General features: G+C 50.8%; 14 protein-coding genes. 9 read left to right on the top strand and 5 right to left on the bottom strand.

The genetic code is table 11. The features are described 5' to 3' along the window. The first annotated feature begins 321 nt into the window (after positions 1–321). The 4 genes from ACZ52Z_RS18250 (at position 322) to ACZ52Z_RS18235 (ending at position 6899) form a co-directional block, all read left to right on the top strand. The gene (locus tag ACZ52Z_RS18250) at positions 322–933 is read left to right on the top strand and encodes a cytochrome c3 family protein (protein ID WP_464268210.1); all 612 of its coding nucleotides are present in this window, start codon (positions 322–324) and stop codon (positions 931–933) included. Beyond that, entirely contained in the window at positions 930–2348 is a 1419-nt protein-coding gene (locus tag ACZ52Z_RS18245) for a multiheme c-type cytochrome (protein ID WP_464268209.1), read from the top strand. Before ACZ52Z_RS18250 ends, ACZ52Z_RS18245 begins: the two co-directional genes overlap by 4 nt. An 869-nt stretch (positions 2349–3217) precedes the next feature. Further along, entirely contained in the window at positions 3218–4909 is a 1692-nt protein-coding gene (locus tag ACZ52Z_RS18240; RefSeq protein WP_464268208.1) for an aspartate:alanine exchanger family transporter, read from the top strand. A 352-nt stretch (positions 4910–5261) separates the two neighbouring features. After that, positions 5262–6899 carry a L,D-transpeptidase family protein gene (locus ACZ52Z_RS18235; protein ID WP_464268207.1) on the top strand — a complete coding sequence of 546 codons (1638 nt, stop codon included), beginning with the start codon at positions 5262–5264 and terminating at the stop codon, positions 6897–6899. Positions 6900–7388: 489 nt separating this feature from the next. Here ACZ52Z_RS18235 and ACZ52Z_RS18230 read toward each other — a convergent pair whose 3' ends face one another. Beyond that, positions 7389–8336 carry a metal ABC transporter solute-binding protein, Zn/Mn family gene (locus ACZ52Z_RS18230; RefSeq protein WP_464268206.1) on the bottom strand — a complete coding sequence of 316 codons (948 nt, stop codon included), beginning with the start codon at positions 8334–8336 and terminating at the stop codon, positions 7389–7391. 122 nt (positions 8337–8458) lie between these two features. Between ACZ52Z_RS18230 and ACZ52Z_RS18225 the strand changes: the two genes are divergently transcribed. Further along, positions 8459–8878 (top strand): Fur family transcriptional regulator, encoded by a 420-nt coding sequence (locus ACZ52Z_RS18225; protein WP_464268205.1) that lies wholly within the window; start codon positions 8459–8461, stop codon positions 8876–8878. A gap of 264 nt (positions 8879–9142) precedes the next feature. On the opposite strand, the gene ACZ52Z_RS18220 is transcribed toward ACZ52Z_RS18225, so the two are convergent. Beyond that, on the bottom strand, positions 9143–9496 hold the full coding sequence (locus ACZ52Z_RS18220; protein WP_464268204.1) for a cupin domain-containing protein: 354 nt from the start codon (positions 9494–9496) through the stop codon (positions 9143–9145). Positions 9497–10203: 707 nt separating this feature from the next. Here ACZ52Z_RS18220 and ACZ52Z_RS18215 point away from each other — a divergent pair. From ACZ52Z_RS18215 to ptsG, 3 genes are read left to right on the top strand one after another with little or no spacing between them, the layout of a single operon-like run. After that, positions 10204–11484, top strand: coding sequence for a carbohydrate porin (locus ACZ52Z_RS18215; protein WP_464268203.1), 1281 nt, complete (start codon positions 10204–10206; stop codon positions 11482–11484). A gap of 29 nt (positions 11485–11513) precedes the next feature. Continuing rightward, positions 11514–14039 (top strand): phosphoenolpyruvate--protein phosphotransferase, encoded by a 2526-nt coding sequence (ptsP, locus tag ACZ52Z_RS18210; RefSeq protein ID WP_464268202.1) that lies wholly within the window; start codon positions 11514–11516, stop codon positions 14037–14039. A gap of 4 nt (positions 14040–14043) precedes the next feature. Next, positions 14044–15831: a PTS glucose transporter subunit IIBC gene (gene ptsG, locus ACZ52Z_RS18205; RefSeq protein ID WP_464268201.1), complete on the top strand. Its 1788-nt coding sequence runs from the start codon at positions 14044–14046 to the stop codon at positions 15829–15831. A gap of 213 nt (positions 15832–16044) precedes the next feature. Here the strand turns inward: ptsG and ACZ52Z_RS18200 are convergent, their stop codons facing one another. The 3 genes from ACZ52Z_RS18200 to ACZ52Z_RS18190 form a co-directional block, all read right to left on the bottom strand. Then, a complete protein-coding gene (locus ACZ52Z_RS18200) occupies positions 16045–16920 on the bottom strand; it encodes a B12-binding domain-containing radical SAM protein (RefSeq protein WP_464268200.1) in 876 nt (291 codons plus the stop codon). A gap of 23 nt (positions 16921–16943) precedes the next feature. Further along, positions 16944–17756, bottom strand: a complete 813-nt coding sequence (locus ACZ52Z_RS18195; RefSeq protein WP_464268199.1) for an SDR family NAD(P)-dependent oxidoreductase — start codon at positions 17754–17756, stop codon at positions 16944–16946. A 75-nt stretch (positions 17757–17831) separates the two neighbouring features. After that, positions 17832–18818, bottom strand: coding sequence for a zinc-dependent alcohol dehydrogenase family protein (locus ACZ52Z_RS18190; protein WP_464268198.1), 987 nt, complete (start codon positions 18816–18818; stop codon positions 17832–17834). 208 nt (positions 18819–19026) lie between these two features. On the opposite strand from ACZ52Z_RS18190, the gene ACZ52Z_RS18185 reads away from it, so the two are divergent. After that, a complete protein-coding gene (locus tag ACZ52Z_RS18185; protein WP_464268197.1) occupies positions 19027–19971 on the top strand; it encodes a LysR family transcriptional regulator in 945 nt (314 codons plus the stop codon). The last annotated feature ends 48 nt before the right edge of the window (positions 19972–20019 follow it).

Below are 20019 nucleotides of genomic sequence, written 5' to 3'. Positions count from 1 at the left end.
CCGTCAACCCTCATTGATCCAGCTCGACAAAAGAACGACAGGATCAATCACCATGTTACAGCAGAATCTTCCTCAGAAGCATTGCAAAAACTCAATTTTTTTATTGTAATTTAATAAAAAACCACACAGAAGAAGATACGAAAAACATGTATATTCATTTTCAATCGAGATTACCAATCACCACTTTGTAGCATATTAATATATTTTAAAAAAAACACAGGAAAAAAATGGCATTCTGGAGTAGTATTCATTGTACGTTGATGCTGTATTCGAGAGGTAGTGCGAAAGAATCATCCTTCTAGGCAGAGAGGTGCGCACACGATGAAACGTCTCTTCAAACCGCTCGTATTCATTGGCATAGGCATCATTATCGCCTTTCCACTGTTCAGCCTGCTCTATTACACCATGGCCCGCACCTCCACCCCCCACTTCTGCGCGGGTTGCCATGAAATCGTTCCTGCCTACAGGTCCTGGCAGACTTCGAGCCACGTAAACAATCCCCAGGGCATCGTAGCCAACTGCATGGATTGCCACCTCCCCCCGCCTGAAAAAACCTTTGCCTTCTTCTACAGCAAGACCCTGCATGGTTTAAAAGATATTGTCGTTCACGTGATCGAGGGTCCCCAAGGCTATGATCGTGCCGAGAACAGAAAGGCCGCCTACGGGTATATGGAAAATACCCACTGCCAGAAATGTCACCGCAACCTGCTCTATATTCCAACGAGCCGCGGGGCCATGCTTGCGCACCGTTCCGCGCTTTACGGCCGGCCAGGCTACGAGCGAAAATGCGTTGACTGCCACAACATGCTGGTCCACGTTGATCGCGCCTATTATGCGCACAAGCAGGCCCGGGGGCCCTATCGCGCCCCGGGCATTACGTTTAATTCCAGAGGAGAAGTTGAATATCCAGGTACTTTCGGGGGTACATTATGAACAGATGGTTGCCTATCGTTACTGCTGTACTGTTATTTGTGGCCGCGAGCCTTACCACTGTCCCGGCTCAGGAGGAAAGTGTCGCGGACGAATCGGCAACCGGCAACTTCATGCAGGTGCGCCAATTTCGCCTGGCGCGCAGCATGCCTGAAGCTGCCAGGGCCTGCATCGAATGCCACCAGGAGCAACACCCAGGACTTTTTGCCGACTGGGCAGCCAGCGGCCATGCCCGCTCAGGCATCACCTGCCTGGACTGCCACATGGCAGACCCAACCGACCTTGACGTCAGCACCGCCCATGCCAAAGTCTATGAGAGCGGCAACTCCAAATGGGCAGACAAACAATATTTTGTTCCTGTTGCCGCAGCAGTCACACCCAAAGACTGTTCGCGCTGCCACCCCGACGAATCACAGCAGTATGCCCGCAGCAAGCATGCAAACACCGTCGAAATCATGTGGAAGCTTGACCCATGGCTTAATGGCGGCATGAACTCCGATTCCGAGCGCAAAGCGGGCTGTTATGCGTGCCATGGCACGGTCCTGAAAATGAAAGATGGTCACATCGACCCTGAAACCTGGCCCAACGTTGGGGTCGGAAGGGTCAACCTGGACGGCTCGCTCGGCTCCTGCACCAGCTGTCACACCCGCCACCGGTTTTCTCTGGCTGAAGCCAGAATGCCCGAAGCCTGCGACCAGTGCCACCTCGGTCCGGATCATCCACAGATAGAGATCTACAACGAATCCAAGCATGGCACCATGTACCACGCCTACAAGGATGAATACAATTGGGACGCCGCCCCCGGCACCTGGACTCCTGGGTTGGACTATCGCTCTCCCACCTGCGCATCCTGCCATATGTCCGGCGCTGGCGAGGTAATGACTACTCACGATGTCACTGAGCGGCTCTCCTGGGAGACCCAGGCGCCCCTGACCATACGGCCATCGGAATTTAAACCGTTTCCAGCGAATACCAACTGGCAAACTGAACGCGATAAGATGAAGGCGATTTGCATTCAGTGCCATAGCCAGACCTGGGTCAACGGACACTACTCCGACCTGGATAAAGCGGTGGAAAATTACAATGAGAACTATTTCAAACCGGCAAAAAAAGTCCTGGATGAGCTTTACGCCAAAGGACTGCTCGATAAGAGCAAATTCTTCGATGAAATGCTGGAAGTGGAATATTACGAGCTCTGGCACCATGAAGGCCGTCGAGCCAGGATGGGCACCGCTATGATGGCCCCGGATTATGCCTGGTGGCACGGTTTTTACGAGTGCAAGCACCGTTTTAACCGCTACATGGAGGAGGCCAACCACTTGCTCGAATCAGGTGAAAAAGCCTACATTTACCCAACCTTCCCAAGCGCCACAGGGGACACCACCCGCCCGGAAGCTATCTTTGGCGCCTCACAATAGCAGGGCCCAGCCCTGCTCGCCGTACCTGTTTGGTTCCCTCTAGCTGACCCATGAATGCCGCGCTCCACCGGGAAGCGCGGCATTCACCCCCCCTCTGCTCCACTCAATAGCACAATCGCCCCTCCTTTTGTTCTTGCCGGCTTGGCTCCTACTTGTTTAAGTATTCGTTGCCCATAGCGGTTGAATATTCAACTCTTCTGCCCAAAAGACATCGAGGCAAAAATAAAGTTTGAAGACATCAGACATGTTCGCAGGGCCACCAGCTTTTTTTGACCAAAAGAGAGACGTTCCCGAGCAACCCCTGCATATCTCCTTCTTCCCAGCAACGTCCCCCTTCGGGGTTCCACCTGCGACCGTGAAAGTTGATGGTCCTGCGTAGAGCACGAGGCCACCAGCCTGGGGTTTGAACCCCATCCCATGGGGTGGCTTTGATCACCAAAGCGTCTGTAAAGAAACATCACCAATAGCTACTGTTTGTCGCTACTGATTGCGGTTGGCCATCGCAAACCGGATCTGGAGTTGCCGCCGCCGAAATGGAAAAAACCGATCCAAGAAATCTGCGTTTCATTTATCAGGCAAGAGCATGGAGCACCGAAAAAGGAGTGTTGAGGAAACAGACGCACTATGGGGACACGCACAACACATCCCGCTTCAGCTGTAGCTATGCCGACACAGGGATGTGGCTGCACGCTGGCACCATTCGGCGCTACGTAGTAACCTCGCCACTGCTTACCAGGTGGTACGAAAAGCAATGCGGCGCAGAGCATAATACTTTAAACATATTGATATTTTTTAATTAATGCGTAGTTTTGGCATGTTGTTGAGGATCAAACAGCCATCGCACATACCCCGCACCTAAAGAGGAACCAATGGAAGATCTCAATCTCTTTATGCGCCTGATTGAACTGATGCATCAACAACATACGTTGATGCTGTTTTTTATTTTAGGCCTTGGATACCTCATTGGGAATATTCGACTCGGTAGTTTTTCTTTTGGCCCTATTGCAGGGGTTTTATTTGCAGGGTTGTTTTTTGGCTATTTTGATTTTCACATCACCCCAGGAGCCCAATCTGTCGGCTTTGCTCTCTTTATCTTCTCTGTTGGTTACCAGGCAGGACCGAGATTTTTTGACGTGCTGCGCACTGATGGCCTGAAGTATTTCACCCTTGCTACTGTTATAGCAGCCACCGGATTTGCAGTAGCTCTACTGGCAACGAAGTTCCTTTCGCTGGCCCCAGGTACCTCTGCCGGCTTACTCGCCGGTGGCCTGACCAGCTCACCCACCCTGGCGGCCGCTCAGGAAGCAATCAGAAGCGGCCAGGTCGTCCCTCCTGACGGGATAACCGCAGAAGTAATGATCGGTAATGTTGCAACCGGCTACGCCATTACCTACATATTCGGTCTTGCAGGGTTGATTGCGATCATCAAACTCCTGCCCGGTATAGTTGGGATAGATTTAAAAAAACAGTCCGCAGAACTGGAGGTAAAAGGTTCTGAAAACAAAAAGCCCATAGATCGAAATTACTCTACACGGGCGCTCAGGGTGATAGACGAGCAGGCAACCCTGCTGTCAGCAGATGAGCTAAAGGAGAAATTTTGGGACAAATCAGCAGTCGTCCGCGTCGTCAGGGATGGAAAGCTTCTCGACGACGACGAGGGCCGTGACCACCGCTTCCAATTGGGAGATGAGATCTACATTTTGGCAGGCACCCGATATTTTACGGATGTCTTAGGGAAATTCGCAACCTACTGCAAAGAGATCAACCCGAAGGTGAATCTGAGCGACTATATTCAATCCGCTCAAATTGTAGTGCTCAACAAGGACATTATCGGCATGTCTCCGGAAAACCTTGACATTCCTCTCACCTACGGTGTTCTGATTAAAAGTGTGGTTCGCATGCGGATGGAGATGCCCCACTCACCAAATCTGAAGATACGAAAAGGCGACATCCTCAATGTGGTCGGCTCAAACGAAAACATCGAAAAATTAGGCAAAAAACTTGGTCATGTTGAACAGGAGATTGCCGAAACCGATATGGTGACCTTCTGTTTCGGCACCTGCCTCGGCGTACTTATCGGCCTGTTGGCCATTAAGGTCGGCCAACTCTCCATTGGTCTTGGCTCTGCGGGGGGACTTCTTTCAGCAGGGCTGATCATTGGTTACCTGCGGAGTATTTCACCAACTTTTGGTCGACTTCCCGACGCAGCCCGCTGGATCTTGATGGAATTGGGATTGCTGTTGTTTATGGCTGGGGTCGGTCTCAGGGCAGGCGGCGACATCATCGCGACCTTCATGGCCGCCGGCCCCCTTCTGATCATCGCAGGGGGCATGGTAACAACGATACCTATCGTAGTCGGATACGTTTTTGGCAGGAAAATACTCAAAATTGATCCGGTTTTGCTGTTTGGCGGCATCTGCGGATCAATGACCAGTGGGGCTTCGCTCAGTGTTGTCACCAAAGAAGCTGACAGCGCCATGCCATCTCTCGGCTACACCGGTGCATACGCCTTTGCCAATGTTCTGCTGACCATTGCCGGAAGCGTGATCTTATTTTTTTAATGCAAGCAAAATTACATTTTTTTTACCCATAGATTAAGCACCGCTCAAACAAGAAGACTTGACCGCTCAACCGAGGATTCGACGACGGTCACCAGAAGTGGTAATGCTGCTGCCTGAAGCCCTACAGAAACGGCAAAGACAAAAAACAGCAGCCAAATTTTACACCAAGCCTATGCGTAACCCATTCTGCAGGCAGTGTATATTTTCAGCATATGCAACATGCTGACTTCACAGTGAAAGAATCGTTAGCAATACTCCTCCACTCAGTTAGCCATCAGCACCACTGCGGTCGGCATTTTTCCATCGGCTTCATCGACGCCTGCTCACCTCAACCAACAGAGTAAACAGGTTCATGCATACAAAAATACTCCTTCTGATTGTTGTCCTTTTTTCTTTGAGCTTCACTCATCTTCAGGCTGAAGAAGAGAGTGACACCATCGAATTACTCCATGACGCATTTGTACTTGATGAACCTCTTGTCATCCAGGGAGAGCCCATCATGGCAACAGGTATCCTCTCCCTCTTTTACCAAAGCCGGAATTTTGAACCGGCCTGGAGCGATCTCGATTATGCTCACAGTATAGTTGCCTTGCTTGGCAGTAGTGACCAGGAAGGGTTGTTCCCTCAGGATTATCACTACGATGTCCTTGCACCACTGCTCCAACGAATAGACGAAGACACCTCCCATTTCTCACGAGAAATGGCGGAATTGGATGTATTACTCACCGATGGCCTATTGCTCTACGCTGCCCATCTGGCAAATGGGAAAATTTTGCCAGCACGATTCGAAAAAACTTGGAATTACAGCAGGAAAGAACTTCTACCCGACGAAATAATCCTCGCGCTCAATACCCATGTAGACAACCGAACAGTTGCCAGCGCTCTTGAGGCATTAAAACCTGACCTTGCTGTCTACGGGAAATTGCGACAGGAATTGCTCTTTTTTTCTGACCTGGCCGCACAGACATCATTCACAGAGATACCAGGGACCACACCACTGCACGTTGGCGATGAGAGTGCTGCCGTTGCGCAACTCCGTCATAGACTCCATGTTTTGGGGTTCCCTTCCGACAATCAACACTCCACCCTTTTTGATGAGCACCTGAAAAACAGTGTTCAACGTTTTCAGCAACGCTACGGCTTGGAGGCTGATGGAATTGTGGGCCAGGCAACATTCCATGAATTGAACATGCCGTTTTCCTATCGGGCAGATCAGATTCGGGTCAACATGGATCGTATCAGGTGGGTTGTTAATGATATAACCCCGGAATTTATTCTCGTGAACATAGCAGGGTACAGGCTGTGGCTAGGGCAAAACAACAGGGTAATATGGTCCACCGATGTAATGACCGGGACCATCAGCAATCAGACCCCTATCTTTAAGTCGACCATGACCTACCTGGTCTTTAACCCAACATGGACCGCACCGAGGAGTATTACCAGAGAAATGTTCCCCCGGTTCAGCAGGGACCCCTCCTACCTCACCCGTAACAACTATCAATTACTCAATGCTGACGGCAAACGGGTCGATCCGGAACGTGTTGACTGGAACACGTTAACTCAGCGTAACTTCCCCTATGCCCTGGTACAGATGCCTGGGGAAAACAATGCCCTTGGCCGGGTTAAATTCATGTTTCCAAACAAACATGCCATTTACCTGCACGATACTCCGCACAAAAGCCTTTTTGCCAAAACACAGCGAGCATTCAGTCATGGTTGCATACGAGTAAAAGATCCCCTGAAGCTTGCCGAATTACTCCTCAATGGTCAGGAAGGTTGGGACAGGAGGGCAATCGATGCAGCAGTCAACAGCGGTAAGTTGACCACTGTTTCACTGAAAAAACCGATTGATGTATTTTTAATGTACTGGACAGTACAACCCGATGCAGAGGGAAGATTAGGCTTTGTGCCGGATATCTATGGCCGCGATCTTGCTCTGATCGCCGCTTTGAAAAAACCTATTGGTAAAACATCAATCCGCGACGATTGATCAGAAATAAATGCAGGGATAATTGCCTGGTTTAAGCGGTCAAGCATCCTGGCGTCTAAAAATGAAAAAGGGCAAAGATAATGCTTCCGCCCACTTTGCCCTTTTGTTGTAAGTAGTCGATTACTATCTTACTGCTTTTTCATTTCCTTCCCGCAACATTGCAGAGGTACTGTGCAGCAACCATTAGTATCTGGCTTACAGGTGCATGGTGCTTTAACAGTTAGCTCGAGTCCGCAAATTTCACAGATAAACTCATCTCCTTTTTTCATGTCACAGCAATTTGCCATTTGTTAATCTCCCTTAGACGGTTCTAGTATGCACATCGGATCTTTCCCGAAGCACTGTATATATATAAAAACATTCTATTTTTAATCTTTTCTACAGGCAAGGCCTCCTCTATCAACCACAAGTGAGGTGAGTTCAAGGTGCAGCACCTCCAACTCTTGTGATTAAAGCTCTTGCTACGAGATTGCTGCAAAACATATGTCCCTATTTTAATACTGCCTGGAACTTGTCTGCGACCTGCTGCAAATTTACCATCCAGTCTTCAGCCAGAGGATCGGCAACGACCACCTGGCCACCGATCTCCCGGGCCACCAATTCAGCGCTTTTGGCTGAAAATTGAGGTTGAACAAATACCACTTTGATACCTTTTTCCCGAGCATGCATGATCAGTTCTTTCAGTTGGGCTGGTTTTGGATCTTTACCCTCCACCTCGATAGGTACCTGCTTCAACCCGTAGTCACGAGCAAAATAACCCCAGGAAGGATGAAACACCATAAATTGCAGCCCCTCTTTTCCTGCAAATATCTGTTTCAGCTGGACATCCAGCTGGTCGATCTGCTCAATGAATACGTTGTAGTTGCTTTCGTAGGTAGCTCGATTTGCCGGATCAGCTTCTTGAAGTGCTGACAGAATCGTCTTGGCCTGAACTTTTACTAAAGCTGGGGATAACCAGACATGAGGATCAAGCCCGGCATGGTCATGATGATCTTCATCGTGCACCTTTTGGTCATGACCACCTTTTTTTTCATGATCATGCTCGCCTTCGTGGTGTTCACCTTCATGGTCATCATGGTGGTGAGCAGTCATGGTAAGCTTTTTAATACCATGGTCTGTGTGGACAACCTGCATATTGGGGTTAACTGCGGAGATGTTTTTGAGCCAAGCATGTTCAAATGGAACACCAATGGCACAGTAGATTTTTGCCTTTGATAGGGCAGTCATCTGTGTCGGTTTAGGCTCATAAGTAGCAGGACTGGCACCAGGCAAAACCATGACCTGCACATCCACTAAATCCTTGCCAATTTGCTCGACAAAGAATTTTTGCGGCACAATACTGACAAATACAGGAACCTTATCTGCCGCCATGCTGTTATTTGCCTGAAATAATAACAGCATGACTATGGGCAAAACCATTCTCCAGATCAATCTCATTTCTCTCTCCATTTAGATTAACTAACACTGGCCTTTCGCCTGAAATGATACTGCAAAATCATTTGCAACTATAAATCGACCGAACTCTTCCGTCAATCATATTGCAAGTTAAGTTGCAATAAATGGCAAAAGGTTTTAGATTTACCTCCCAGGAGGTTAGATTAATTTTGAAAAGAGTCACAGCACAGAGAAAAGCTATAGAAGGTGTCTTCAACCAGCATGAACGCCCCCTGACCGTGGAGGAAATCCATACATATAGTCGTTGCTCCGTACCTTCTCTCAATATTGCCACCGTTTACAGGACATTGAAAATACTCACTGATAATGGCTGGCTGGAGAAAATTGTTCACCCTTCTTTTGGAACCCTCTATGAACGATCAGGCAAAGATCACCATCATCATTTTTTTTGCCGTGAATGCAAACGGGCGTATGAGTTACCAGGATGTGCTTTAAAATTGGAAGATGCCACACCTGCCGGTTTTGTTGTTGAAGATCATGAAGTTTTCTTAATCGGTAAATGTCCTGACTGTACAACGGCCTAATTTCTTTGTATTAGATTTTTGTTCTGATTGATGCCAATTGTCTCCCATCACACATTGCACAACAACATACTGGAAACTTTGGCTTTTTGACTCATGCCTTGGCTCTATCGGTCAGGTGTTACAGAAACTGAGCCACTCATGTATCTTTAGCTTCTCAAAGGTATCGATTCTCCCTTAGCCCCAGGAAAATAGATTTCTTCCCGCAGATCGAAGATCATCGATCCACAGGAAGAAGCTTGCACACACAGGCTCTGCTGAACCTGACTATAGCTCAGGAACACCTTTAGGGATCAAACAGGCAAAAACAAAATCCTTGTCCGATTTATTGCGCAACTGATGTTCTTCGTTTTCGGGGATAAACACCACAGCTCCGGCCGATACATCTTTCCAAACCCCTTCCTGCAGCACCTGACCTGTTCCTGAGTGAACCAGAACTTCATGCTCCCACGCATGGGAGTGACGCGGTGTAAAGCCACCCGGTTCAACAGTGAAGACACGCATACAGAAGTTCATAGCGCCGTCGTCTTTACCAATTACGACTCGCCCCGCGACTCCCTTGACCTGATCTCCATTGTAGCGTTGAGCCTCTACTTCAGAATAATGCGATATAATTTTCATGATACTCCCTATGGGTATACTGTCGGTTTTAAGTTCTGCCGTTACTATCCGCTAAGAAAATTGATAAGGCCTGATGAGCTTCTTTCCTGAATAATGGTGTTACTCACAACACATTAACATAAAAGGAGATTCATGCGGAGGCTCACCGTAACACGGTATTGGTACAATTGCTCAATCTTATCGATAGACATTGAGGCACCTTATCGGCCGCGCGAAAGTACCGGCCATTGAGCCGGTGAGGCTAGTTCACCACTTTGATACCAGTCTCCTCACCGGCTCGAAAGCCAGTGTATGGCCTCCTCCTGTTCGTGGGGCAGGTTATCGAGACCCGGAACAGGCAAACAGGCTCTCTTTCTCATCAACAATTGCCATTTGAAGCAGAACAGAAAACTATCAAAAAATGTTTTTTTTATTTCAGATAACTATTTCTGAACACCAGTGTCTTGAGGTCAACAAGGGGCGCTTCAAACAGGATAACTTTGCTGCGAGTTCAGTATTTCAAGCAGAGGAAAACTTCAATTTATCACTGATTCCACAATAATAACTTGCATTTAATTTTATCGCAGGCATATAATCAACAGCCAACGACACGTCTTCAGCTAACTCACAACCTGTACACAAGAGTTTAGTTGCATGATTGTCTACAGCTGGGCAAAAATTTCGGCGACTCGTATTTCAGAAGGCTTTTCATTTTTAGGGAGGTCAGCATGAGGATATTGTACCCGAACTGCCACATCTGCATTGCTTTACTTTTCTTCACCGCATTACCTGCTACTAGTACCGAGCTCTATCCTTCCCAACAATACATGACCGGCGACTGGGGTGGCTATCGAACAAAGCTCCACCAGGCTGGGGTTGATATTGGCCTCACCTATACAGCAGAGCCTGCAGCCTCTGTCTCTGGAGGCTTTGAGCAGGATAGCACCTACCTGCACAATATCAATGCTGAACTTCGCCTGAATCTTGCCACACTGATCGGTTTGCCCCAAACGGTATTCCTGGCAAAATATTCCAGCCGAAGCGGTGACAACCTGTCTGAAGAATATGTGGTTCCGGCCTCAACTGAAGATGGCCGGTATGTCTACGGTGAGTACTACAACAAAAGCCAGGAGGCGTTTGGCGGGCAGACCACTAAACTAGTGAATTTTCAATTCACGACAGCGTTTGGAGAACGTCTTTCTCTAGATTACGGCCGCCTGGTCATGAATGACCTCTTTCTTCGTTCGGACCTCTACTGCAACTTTATGAATAATGCGATATGCGGCAGCCCGAAAGGAGTCTTTACCCCATACTCCCTGAATGCCTACCCTGATGCCACTGCAGGAATTCATGCTCAACTTCAAGCCGGTGAAATGGTACAGGTGAAGGTCGGTATTTTTGACGGAGGCTGGACCGAGCAGGACAACAACGGTTGGGACTGGACCCTTGGCAATAACGGGGTAGCGCTAGCCGCTGAACTGCAGTTGTATTTCAATCGTGACTCCAGGTCCGGAGTCGACGATGTATTGAAAATCGGGGTGAATCATCATACCGGTGATTTCACCGCTTTTCATACCGATGAGATCATTGAAGGACAGACCTCATTTTGGCTGCTTACCGACTGGATGCTGTATCGTGAGCAAGGCGCTGAAGATCAAGGCCTTGCAGCCTTCGGCTCTGTTGTCTTTAACAGTGATGATGAAATTTCCGCCCTTACCACGAGCTACACCATTGGGTTTGTGTACAAAGGCTTGATTCCCACACGGGACAGGGACAAATTCGGAGCCATGCTTACCTATGCTGAGCACTCGGAATTCAACACCTATACCCATGACTTTATTTCCGGTAAAGAGCGCACCAACGAGACACTTCTTGAACTGACCTATAACCTGGCACTTGGGCGCGGTATCGAACTGATGCCTTCCTTTCAATACATCTCCAACCCCAACGGGTCCAGGGACTTCTCTGATGCGACGGTGCTGGGACTGAAGTTCAATCTTAATTTCTAATCATCTCTACGCATACAAGGAATAGAAGCATGGATAACGTCACTGTTAAAGCTCCCTTATCCGGCGTGATATTTCCGATCGAGCAGGTGCCTGACCCTGTCTTTTCACAGAAAATGGTTGGAGACGGCATTTCTATTGATCCTGTCAACGATACCTTGACCGCGCCTTTTGCCGGCAGAGTATCGCAACTGCACAGCGCCTGTCATGCGGTTACCATCACGCACGCCTCCGGCCTGGAGGTAATGATGCATATAGGGATTGATACCGTCGCCCTGAAAGGCAACGGCTTTATTGCTCATGTCCAGGAAGGCCAGGAGGTTGCCCTGGGCGATCAACTCATCAGTATGGACCTTGACCTTGTTGCAACCAGCGCCAAAAGTCTGTTGACCCAGGTTATCCTTACAAACAGCGAGCTTGTCGCAGGAGTTGATAAGGCAAGCGGTGCAGCGGAATGCGGCATAACCGATCTTATGACGGTAACCCTGCAGAAAAAAGCAGAGGAACAACAGGAAGAGCCCGGGCTCACGGTTGTCTCAGAGGCCCTGGTTATTCCGAATCCGACCGGCCTTCATGCTCGCCCCGCCGCCGTGCTTGCCGGTTTAGCCAAAAAATTCGACGCCAGAGTTGAATTGATAAAAGGTGAAGAGAGCGCTAATGCCAAATCCGTGGTCGGGATCATGAAGCTTAATGTCGCCCATCTCGACAAAATCCAGTTAAGGGCGGTAGGGAGGGATGCCGAGGCAGCCGTGGGAGAGCTATTTCCCCAGATAGCAGGCGGCCTCGGCGATGAGGGGACCACCCCGATTTTGGCGCCGGCATCCATAGAAATCACTGAAGACCAGATGATGCTCTCAGGGCCCAAAAGTGGTGATCCGGATCTTCTGCTCGGTGTTTCTGCCGCACCTGGAATTGCCGTTGGCAAGGCCGTAATGGTTCGTGAAGAGGTCTTTGAATTTGAGGAGGAAGCACAGGACGCACATCGCGAGAATGTCCGTCTCGACGAGGCACTTGAAGAAGCCAAAAACTATCTTGAGGCATTACAGATAAACCTGCACAAGCAGTCGGATGATGTCCAGGCGGCTATTTTTGCTGCACACCGGGAGATACTTGACGACCCGGATCTGCTTGAAATTGCCAGAAGCCTCACCGCCAAGGGGAAAAGCGCCGAGTATGCCTGGCAGCATGCCTATGTCACCTATGCAGAACAGCTCGCTGTATTGCACAACGAAATCCTTGCCGGACGGGCTAACGATCTGCGCGATGTTGGAAAACGGGTGCTTCGCATATTGACCGGCAAAGAGACCGAGGAACTGCAATTGCCCGATGAAGCGGTACTCATCGCAGAGGAGCTGACCCCTTCGTTTACCGCCACCATAGATACGGAACGGGTCAAGGGGTTCTGTACCACAACCGGTGGAGCAACATCCCATGTGGCTATCCTCGCACGATCCCTTGATATTGCAGCTGTTGCGGGGATCGAGGCTGCAGCACTGGAAATCAAAGAAGGAACCATGGTCATTCTCAACGGAACCAAGGGGACACTGCGCGTTAACCCATCGGAAGAGTTGATACGCAGTACGCTCAAAGAGCAGACCCTCCTGCGAGAACAAAAGAAAAAAGATCTCGCTGTCGCAAGCGAACCCGCGGTAACCACCGACGGACGGAGAGTGGAGGTCGTCGCCAATATCGGGGGAGTGGACGAGGCCAGGGATTCTATTCAACTAGGGGGTGAGGGAGTGGGCCTGCTCCGCTCGGAATTCCTGTTTTTGGAGAGAACTGCCGCGCCGACCGAAGAAGAGCAGTACGAGGTATACCGGGATATCCTACTTGCGCTGGAAGGGCGCCCGCTGATTGTCAGGACCTTGGATGTGGGCGGGGACAAGCCTCTTCCCTACCTGCCGATGCCGATTGAGGAGAACCCCTTTCTAGGCCAACGAGGTATTCGTATCGGCTTGGAGCGACCGGAAATTTTTCGGGTTCAGGCCCGGGCAATCCTCCGTGCCGGGGCACATGGTAAGATCCGTATCATGTTTCCGATGATTGCAACCATGCAGGAACTTCGCGAGGCCACGGCAATGCTGGAGACCGAGAGGGAAAAACTCGGCGTCCAACCGATTGAAGTCGGCATCATGGTTGAGGTTCCCTCCACTGCCGTCATGGCAGAACAGTTTGCAAAAGAGGTGGATTTCTTTTCCGTCGGCACCAATGACCTGACCCAGTACTGCCTTGCCATGGATCGTGGACATCCCAAACTTGCAGCCAAAGTGGACGGAATGAATCCGGCGGTACTAAGGATGATCCGATACGCAGCAGAAGGTGCCCACGCTCAAGGAAAGTGGATAGGTGTCTGCGGCGGGCTTGCCTCTGACCCCGACGCAGTACCGGTGCTTCTGGGTCTTGGAGTCGATGAACTGTCGGTATCCGTACCGGCCCTGCCCTCTATCAAGGCGGAAGTACGGAAGTGGTCGAAAACGGCCTGTCAGCAGCTGGCGGAAGATGTCATGCACTGTGTTTCCAGTTCCGAGGCTCGCGAACTGGTAGGAAATGCGAGGTAAAGTCATGGTAAAGCAGATCTGGGGTCAGGGGTTCGCCTTTCTGCAAAAAATTGGTAAATCACTCATGTTGCCGGTAGCCATTCTACCCGCAGCCGGTATTCTTCTTGGTGTCGGCAGCGCTGAGTTCGCTGTCTTTCCCGAGGTCGTCAATTCCATGATGGCTGCTGCCGGTGGTGCAATTTTCGGTAATCTTGCCCTGCTTTTTGCCATTGGCGTTGCCCTGGGACTGACGAGAAATGACGGTGTCTCTGCCTTGTCGGCCGCTGTGGGATATGCGGTAATGGTGGCAACAATGGGGGTGGCGGCGAGTTTACTGGGACTTGAGACACGCTCTGTTCTCGGGATGGACTCTATCGATACCGGTGTGTTTGGCGGAATACTGGTCGGTGGTCTGGCCGCTTTTCTGTTCAACAAATATTATCGGATTACGCTCCCACCGTATCTCGGTTTTTTTGCCGGTAAACGCTTTGTACCTATTGCCACCTCATTCGCTGCCATTGTGCTGGGTGTACTGCTCAGTTTCATCTGGCCGCCAATTCAAAACGGCATTGACGCTTTTTCAGAATTTGCTTCAACCGGCAACACTACCTTGGCTGTTGGCATCTATGGATTTGTGGAGAGGCTGCTGATCCCTTTTGGCCTGCATCACATCTGGAATGTCCCCTTCTTCTTCGAACTGGGCAGCTATACGACGCCGGACGGTGAAGTGGTTCGAGGGGTATTGAATCGATTCTTTGCAGGAGATCGTCAGGCTGGGATTCTGGCCGGCGGCTTTGTATTCAAGATGTTTGGCCTGCCTGCCGCAGCTCTTGCCATCTATCATACGGCAAAGCCTGAAAACAAGATAAAGACCGGGAGTATAATGCTCTCCGCCGCGCTAACCTCCTTTCTCACCGGTATCACGGAACCCCTTGAATTCGCTTTTATGTTTCTGGCACCGCTGCTCTATCTTTTCCATGCCGTCTTGGTATCACTGGCGTTTGTTGTCACTTACCTGTTGGATGTGCGGATGGGGTACTCTTTTTCTCACGGGCTGATCGACTACCTGCTTTTTTACGCCATCAACATCAAACCATGGATGATTCTCATCCTGGGGCCGATTTTTGGCATGGTTTACTTCGGTGTTTTCCGTTTTGCCATTACCATGATGGACTTGAAGACGCCAGGAAGGGAAGAAGCCGAGGCCGATTCTGAGGAGGCACGAAGTGTGGCAGCAGACACCATGGCAAGACAACTGGTCCTTGCCTTTGGCGGTCGGTCAAATATCGTCAGCCTCGATGCCTGCATCACCCGACTGCGTGTCGAGGTAAACGACATCACCAAGGCCAGCCCTGAAAAGCTGAAAGCTCTCGGGGCGGCCGGTGTGGTTACCGTGGGAACAGGGTTGCAGGTTATATTCGGCACCAGGTCGGAAAACCTGATGACCGATATGATGCTCTACCTTGAGACCGCAGGAGACGATGCCGAATTGACAGACCTGGAAAAACCTTCAGAAGTCTCCTACAAAGAACCTGGGGTGCAGCCTAAGCTCCGAGATCAAAATGCCCCGAAGAAGGTTGCCGACTGGCTGACTGCCCTGGGTGGACCAGGCAACATATCCACGGTTGAAGCTTGCGCTCAGACCAGGCTCCGCATGCGGGTTAAGGATTCTGCCAAGGTCAATGATGAGGCCCTCCAGGATATGGGAATCAAAGCAGTTGTCCGCATCGATGACTCATTGATTCATCTGCTGACGGGCCTGAACGCCGATCAGTATGCTGCGGAAATGATTGGCCAGCTCTCGGGGCAGTAACCGACAATATTCCGCATGGTCTCCCTGCTCACCCGCTCATTTTTGAATGTACGAACGCTTCTGCGCTCTTTGATCATTTCAACAGCATGCATAATGTTCTTCTTTGTTGTTTCTCGTTGTACTGCCCGGGCGTCCAGGCGCGCCCGGGCAGAGTGAATTACCCGCACCAAAGGGTGGTTAACAACGGCACACCTGTCTCTTCCAGCCGCCTTTTTACCATGGAGTGGTCTGCAGCACCTCCTGGCTCGTGACCGGATGGTGGGCAATGGCATGATCAACCTTGCGAAGAAAAGCCTCCCTATACGCTGGCAACATCCCTTTCAGGGACTCAATATTGTTGCTGTGGTCTCCCCAGTAGAGCATATCGAAATCTTCCAGGTGCTCCAGCAGATACTTCTCCTCTTCAAGGATCTGCAACGGGGTGGCCTGAAGAAAATCATCAGATGCAACCTGCTCCTGCAGAATGGTTCCCGGCTGGATGGTCAGCGCCATGGGGGCCAGCTCTTCTGGCTGGAGAATGTTGAGCAGTTCTGTGGTCGCCGAAATATGCTCCCATGACCGATCCCTGCCGCCAATGCCGAAAATAATGGAGATAAGCACGGCGATACCGGCTGCCTTGGCATGGGCCATGCCCTCTTTGGCCTGCTCAGGGGTCAACCCTTTGTTGATCTGTTCCAGGGTCAGCGCATCGCCGGACTCAAGCCCGGTATACACCTTGGTTAAGCCCGCCTCTTTGAGCCGTGTTAGCTCCTCAACGGATTTTCGCCTGAGGTCATTCAACCCGGCATAAACCGATATCTTTTCACATTCCGGAAAGGTGGCGGTCAACTTGTCCAATACCTTGAGGAGAAAATCTGTTTTCAGCGCCAATACGTTACCGTCAACGAGAAAAATTGACCGTACGCGGCGAATATACGATCTCGCACGGTCGATATCGCTGAAAATGTCATCAATACTTCTGATACGAAACCGCTTCTCCCTGAACATATCGCAGAACGTGCATTTGTTATGGGTGCAGCCAATGGTGGTTTGGATCAATAAACTATCGGCCTCCATCCAGGGGCGATATACTTTTCCTTCGTAATACATAGCTCGCTCTTTCCTTAGTTGTCCTACGGTGTGATCGCATCCAGAACCGCTTCAATAGCATCTACAATTGCCTGACATTTCCGGGTATCGATCGCATCAGGGTGCGGATCGGCAAACCGCCCGATATCATTATCGAAGTATTGTCCGGATGCAGTGGCGAATTCATCATCTAGCGCTGCCTTGCACAGAATGTCCGCGCCAATGCGGACATCACCGCCGCTGGTCCCGTATGCCTGTTTCACCATCTTCGATCCAAGCAAAGATCGTGGATTCACCGCAATAATTACCGGGCCGTCCTTACCCAGAGAAAGGGCCAGGTGGCGGGACCACATGGTGAGGGCCAGCTTGCTCTGGGCATAGGCCGCACTATCTGAAGCCAGGTGTTTTCGCCCTCGCAGTGCATCTGGATCGACCGGCGCCTGGGCAGCGGAAGAGAGGTTGATCACTCGTCCGGACAGGTCCATCAGCGGCAGCAAAGCGCGGGTCAGCAGGTAGGGTGCAACGGTGTTCACCGCAAACCGCACATCCAGCCCTTCATTGGTCATTGGTTGTGATGTCATAAAGACCCCGGCATTATTGATGAGCACATCGAGCCTTTGGTGTTGCCCTCTCACGGCCTCAGCCAGTGCTTCCACCTCCGCAATGCGCGACAGATCGGCCACGTAGCACTCAACCTGTCCTGCTCCTTTCACACCGGCCAGCTCTTCAGCAACGTGCTCCAGTTTTGAGCGATTGCGCCCATGCAGCAGGAGCGTATGCCCCATGGGGGCCAGCATTCTGGCGGTCTCCAGTCCGATGCCGTCAGTGGCCCCTGTAATCAACATTGTTGTATGCATGTTTTTCCTCCCTCCTGATGTGATGTGCTCACCGGCGCAGGTATATTTGGGCGATGGCAAGCTCCTCGAACTTCGCTAAATCTCTACAACGACTTTCCCCATGCCCTGACCGCTGGTCAGTCGGTCATGGGCCTTTGCCGCGTCCACAAGAGCAAACCGCTGTTCATCCAGGACCGGATGTAAGCCGCTGGCATCAACGATATCCGCCAGTGCAGCGAGAATTTCAGCATGCTCTTCCCGTTTATAGTTGTGGATCATCGGGATCAGCATAAAAACAACATGCAGCGACAACCCTTTAAAATGGGCAAGGGACAGATCCAATTCAACCAAAGACACAGTGGTCGCAACCTGACCATTGAGCCCAGCCGCTTCAAAGGAGTTGAGCAGATTCAGCCCGCCTACGGAATCAAAGACAACATCAAAACCAGCCCCGTCTGTATACTTTGCAACGTACTCGGCAACCGTTTCCGTTGTGTAATTAATTCCAGTCGCCCCCAGTTCCCTGATCAATGCCAACTGTTTTTCACCACCACCTGTTGAGTAGACCTCTGCTCCAAAGGAACGGGCCAGCTGCACAGCAACATGGCCGACCCCACCTGAACCGCCATGGACCAACACCTTCTGCCCCGGCCCGACCCCGGCCCGTTTTAGGCCTTCATAGGCAGTGATGCCAACCAGAGGCAATGCCGCCGCTTCACGCATAGTCAGTTTTTTCGGTTTGCGGGCGATCAACCTGGCATCAGCAGCGATGTATTCTGCCAGAGTGCCCGGCAGGTCACCCAACCCGCCGGCACAGCCATACACCTCATCGCCGACAGCATAGGCAGCAACACCCTCGCCCACTGCCTCGACAGTGCCGGCGAAGTCCATACCCAGAATAGCCGGGAGCTCTGGCGAAATGGGCAAGTCCTTGCCCATCTCACGAATCATGGTATCCACGGTATTAATACTGGTTGCCGCAATCTTCACCAAGACGTGGCCAGGGCTCGCCGCCGGTTTGTCAACTGCCGCAGGCGCAAATACGTCGGAACTCCCGAACGCTTCAATGATCATCGCTTTCATATCTTTCTTCCCTTGAAAATGCAGTGGCCAGTGGGATACGCTCACCGACCTTTTCTTTATTGTGTGCGCTGCCCCTCATTGGCCTCCTGAACCTTCATCACCAGGGCACTCCATCGCAGCTCTTCTCTTGTGGGCGAAACAATAGGGTTTTCTTTATTAGAAATAAACAGTATAGTTTTTGAAACATTATTAAAATATTTTTAACAATATGCTGCTCGAAGATCTCCAGGTCGTCCTTAAAGTTGCCCAATTACGCTCCATTACCGCTGCAGCAACCCAGCTGGATATGAGCACGCCAAGAGCCAGCACCGCAATAAAGCGGGTGGAGACCGCTCTCGGGGTGGAGTTGTTTATCCGTACCACCAGGCAGCTTCGCCTTTCCAGTGCAGGTGAACGCTATATTCCTCACTGTGAACAGGCCCTGCAGATGTTGGAACAGGGCAGACAGCAGATACGCAGTGATCTGGCGGTGGTGGAAGGCGAACTGCGAATAGCCGTCGCCTCCGACCTGGGGAGGAATCTGGTCAGGCCGTGGCTCAATGAATTTATGGATGCCTATCCTGACGTAAGCGTGCGGCTCAGTCTCAGTGACAGCAATGTGGACTTATTCAGGGACTCCATCGATATTGCCCTGCGCTACATCCGGCCCGGATCGCTGAACGACGCAAACCTCTATGGGTTCAAGCTCTGCAGTGTTCCCCATCTGCTCTGCGCATCCCGGATCTATCTGGATACATACGGAACACCAACCCACCCCAACCACCTGCCCTCTCATAACGGTCTGTTGTATGAGTTATATGATATCACCAACGATGTATGGACATTCAGTAACGAGGGAAAGGAATACCGGGTAAAGATGAAAAGCAACCGTATTGCCAACGACGGCGACCTGGTGCGCCGGTGGTGTGTCGACGGACAGGGACTGGCATTGAAATCCTGCCTGGATGTATCTACGGATCTGCTCTCCGGCAACCTGCAGAGTATCATGCCGGAGTTCAGGGCTTCTGCCACCGAACTCTGGATCATCTTTCCGAGCAGGCAGCTGATTACCCCGGCAGCACGGCTGCTGAGGGACACCATCAAGGAGAAATGTGCCGGTATCCTGAGCCAGTTAAGGGAAAGTGGTATAATCGAAGAGATCGCCTTTGATTAGCTTTGGCACAAAGGTTGGGAAGTGAAAGGCCGAAATGGCCGGGAAGAA

The sequence above is a fragment of the Desulfogranum aggregans genome, assembly GCF_055398265.1.
The sequence above is the reverse complement of the archived record's forward strand: the minus strand, read 5'-3'. Positions and strand labels throughout refer to the sequence as shown.

Excerpts from the sequence above, each read along its gene's own strand:
- ACZ52Z_RS18200 (WP_464268200.1), bottom strand. The coding sequence starts at position 16,920 with ATGTATTACGAAGGAAAAGTATATCGCCCCTGGATGGAGGCCGATAGT.
- ptsG (WP_464268201.1), top strand. The coding sequence starts at position 14,044 with ATGGTAAAGCAGATCTGGGGTCAGGGGTTCGCCTTTCTGCAAAAAATT.
- ACZ52Z_RS18245 (WP_464268209.1), top strand. The coding sequence starts at position 930 with ATGAACAGATGGTTGCCTATCGTTACTGCTGTACTGTTATTTGTGGCC.
- ACZ52Z_RS18240 (WP_464268208.1), top strand. The coding sequence starts at position 3,218 with ATGGAAGATCTCAATCTCTTTATGCGCCTGATTGAACTGATGCATCAA.
- ACZ52Z_RS18235 (WP_464268207.1), top strand. The coding sequence starts at position 5,262 with ATGCATACAAAAATACTCCTTCTGATTGTTGTCCTTTTTTCTTTGAGC.
- ACZ52Z_RS18225 (WP_464268205.1), top strand. The coding sequence starts at position 8,459 with ATGGCAAAAGGTTTTAGATTTACCTCCCAGGAGGTTAGATTAATTTTG.
- ptsP (WP_464268202.1), top strand. The coding sequence starts at position 11,514 with ATGGATAACGTCACTGTTAAAGCTCCCTTATCCGGCGTGATATTTCCG.
- ACZ52Z_RS18230 (WP_464268206.1), bottom strand. The coding sequence starts at position 8,336 with ATGAGATTGATCTGGAGAATGGTTTTGCCCATAGTCATGCTGTTATTA.
- ACZ52Z_RS18250 (WP_464268210.1), top strand. The coding sequence starts at position 322 with ATGAAACGTCTCTTCAAACCGCTCGTATTCATTGGCATAGGCATCATT.
- ACZ52Z_RS18190 (WP_464268198.1), bottom strand. The coding sequence starts at position 18,818 with ATGAAAGCGATGATCATTGAAGCGTTCGGGAGTTCCGACGTATTTGCG.
- ACZ52Z_RS18195 (WP_464268199.1), bottom strand. The coding sequence starts at position 17,756 with ATGCATACAACAATGTTGATTACAGGGGCCACTGACGGCATCGGACTG.
- ACZ52Z_RS18215 (WP_464268203.1), top strand. The coding sequence starts at position 10,204 with ATGAGGATATTGTACCCGAACTGCCACATCTGCATTGCTTTACTTTTC.
- ACZ52Z_RS18185 (WP_464268197.1), top strand. The coding sequence starts at position 19,027 with ATGCTGCTCGAAGATCTCCAGGTCGTCCTTAAAGTTGCCCAATTACGC.
- ACZ52Z_RS18220 (WP_464268204.1), bottom strand. The coding sequence starts at position 9,496 with ATGAAAATTATATCGCATTATTCTGAAGTAGAGGCTCAACGCTACAAT.